This is a genomic window from Bacteroidales bacterium, assembly GCA_018334875.1.
In the GTDB taxonomy this organism is placed as follows: domain Bacteria; phylum Bacteroidota; class Bacteroidia; order Bacteroidales; family UBA12077; genus JAGXLC01.
In genome coordinates this window covers 1-2,951 of sequence record JAGXLC010000483.1, presented here as the reverse complement: position 1 = coordinate 2,951, position 2,951 = coordinate 1, and the positions used below count along the sequence as shown (strand labels likewise).

Annotated in this window: 2 protein-coding genes; both read right to left on the bottom strand. The window is 44.0% G+C overall.

The window, feature by feature from the left end:
* Window positions 1-1,953, bottom strand: a 1,953-nt coding sequence (locus KGY70_20210; protein ID MBS3777528.1) for a PQQ-binding-like beta-propeller repeat protein, incomplete at its 3' end; no start/stop codon positions are given.
* A gap of 690 nt (window positions 1,954-2,643) precedes the next feature.
* Window positions 2,644-2,951 (bottom strand): hypothetical protein (locus KGY70_20205; GenBank protein MBS3777527.1); only part of this gene is annotated, 308 nt, incomplete at its 5' end.

The following is a 2,951-nucleotide window of genomic DNA, read 5'->3' as shown; positions in this document are numbered from 1 at the left end:
ATCTATCTTCCAGGAATTACTAATATTGGAGGTTAACTGTGTTTGAATGTAACCGCTCCTTCCATTATCGTGGCGGTATACAGGCCAGGACTCACCCGGATTGTAAGTCTCTGCATTCACCTCACCATAAGCAGGACCTTTTTGTAGCCTTTCAGTCTCGGTTATATTCTCCGCTGGTTGTATCTTATCGGTAAGCGCATTGAAACCGGTCAGCTTCGACTGGTAATAACAGGCACACGCATGGGGAGGAGTATAAATCAGCCCATTGGCGGGCATCATTCCATATATGCAGCCGCCACGCACCCAATGGTTGATCTCCCATTCGCCTTTTTTCATATCAAAACCTGTGACGCCCATCATAGGGGGAAAAAGAAAATCTTCCGTTGCTCTTCCCGGATAGCATCGCTGATGAATGTAAAAAGAACTGATGGGATTTTCATAAACATCCAGCTTTTCTCCGCTTTTAAGGTCATAGGTAGTATATCTGCCCCAGTTTTCTCTGCCCAGTACCCATACCTTATCATCAATCACATAAACGTCTTCCAGACTGAAATGGCCTGAACGGGGTTTGTCTTCCGACGACCATACCAATTCTCCGTCATTTGTAGAAAAAGTAAAAAGCTGGTCTTTGGGGGCAAAAACAATATGCCCGTTTTTCATGATCAACCGTGGTCCGGAATAACCTGTCAGGACCTGATCCATTTCAGTCACCTCATTCTCCCACAGATTATTCCCGGTTTCAGGGTCAAGGGAAACCATATTGACTCCATCAAAAAAAACCACCCTTTCATCATTTGCTGCCAAGGTCATCGGGGTAATGGGCGTCTTCTTATTCCATAACAATTCTCCGCTTTTCTTGTCAATGGCTTTAAGCAGGTGATCCTCCTGTTCCCTTTTCCATGCCCATTTTTCACTGGCTCTGTCACGCTCGTTCCAGCAATTGGGGTCCTGTTGACAATAATCGGGGAAAGATCTGCTGGAATCTATTGCAGCATAAACCATGCCGTCAGAAACGATCAGCTCAAAGGTGGTTGCAGTATTGGGATATTCATGAAGGACTTCGCCCGTGGCGGCATCGATTTTCAAGAGGTTCTGCCCTATTCCGGGAGAAAGATACACGTGATCGCCGACAGCAACAAGGCGCCTGGGCATCCATCCGGGTCCGCTTTTCAATGGATAAAGATGGTTAAACCAGTCATTCAGCTCTTTTTTCCATAGCACTTTCCCGTTAAAGGCATCACGGGCCGTCAGCACATAATTTGAAGGAAGCTGAATGGATTCTGTCGGGCCTTCATCGATCACATAGAACATCCTGCCGTTTGCAGACACCATGGCATGCATGCTGGCCGTTTGTTCGTGGCTGCGTGCCCATTTCGGGCCACCGTTCCATCGCATCCCCTGAGGAAGGCCTACCTGTTTGTCTTTAGAAAGAAAAGTACCCTGGGGATCATGCATATAATGGGTCCAATCATCAAGTTCGTCTTCCCTGGTTTTCACCTGTTTGTGCCATTCGCCGTTACGTTGCAAATAAGCCACTCCATTGGGGGCCAACACACGCATCATCTCGCTCTCGGCAAGATTTTCCAGCACATCCTCCTGTATGACCAGAAGATTAACCAGGTTATCCACATAAGGAAGGTTTGTACCATTCCATCGGTCGACAGAAACTTCGCCATACAGATCCTGTTCCCTGATATAATTTCGGGCTTCCTCCAACGAATTGTCGTTTCCGGAAAGCCCCTGAACAATATACCGGTCGTTGGCCTGTAAAGCGGCAGTCAATTTGCCGTCCTCAGCTCCAACATGAACAACCAGCCCGCCTTTCACACCGGTTTCATCCAGTATATTGGCGGCTTTATAAGACCAGGAATACTGTGTATACAGAAAATATCCTGCGGCTGCTATGGCTATAACGATAGCACCAATTAGAAGAATGCGGTGATGTGGTTTCATTCGGATAAAGTTTAATTATATGTTTGTAATTCAATTAAATAGAACCTCAAAATTTGAGCCTTGTGCTTCACTCGCCATGGAACCCGCATGCTTTATTCATTGCCTTGTTGTGAAGGTTCCTGGATGCGGGTTTCATAAGGTGTAAAATTTAAGATTATAAATAGTACATCAACCTAATATTTATATTAGTTGCTGATCAACAAGTTTTTGAAATTAACTCAATCTTTAAAGTTATAAATTATATTGAGATTTTCATAACTATGTGGGATAAATTCAGGAAATTTTTTCACTGCAATTTCCGAATAAATTTTTAATAAAATTTCACGTTGCCTAAGTTAATGAAATATGTATTAGAATTTAACTAAATTTATGGAGAAATACCCTATATCCATTTAAGCGCTTATAACAATTTCTTTTACTTTCTGAAGTTATATGCCTGATCATAAACTTCAATGTAACTTTTCTTGTAGTGAGGCTGGATTCCGGTAAGCACCTTCAGTTCAAAATATTCGGCTTTTTTGGCCGAGCTGATGATTGAAAGGTCTCCAACTGGTTCAACTTCCCCTGTTGTTGGTATAGAGCCAGTTGGCCGTGACTACCATACCGACAACAACTCCAAGCATGCTTTTGGTCAGAGATTTTCTCCTGGTTTGTTATTTATATTAAATTTGGTTTATCATTCATTATCCATCAAAACTCCACGTTCAGCACCTGCTCCTGCTCCTCGTCTTCCTGGGCATCCAGGCCCGTATAGGTCTTCATGTTATCGGGCTGTTCTCCTACTTTAACCGTGTATTTGCCGTCTTTAAACACTTTCGGTTTAAACTGGCTGCCATCGATTCTCAAGGTGTATGCTATCTCACCTGTTCGCTCGTATATCACCTGCACCACCGGATCTTCCATTCCCGAGACATTAATTTCAGGTAGATAAGCGATGGCCTCACGTCCGTAATTGTCCATCTGGTCAATGGTTACCGGCCAGCCTTCGTATTGCTGGG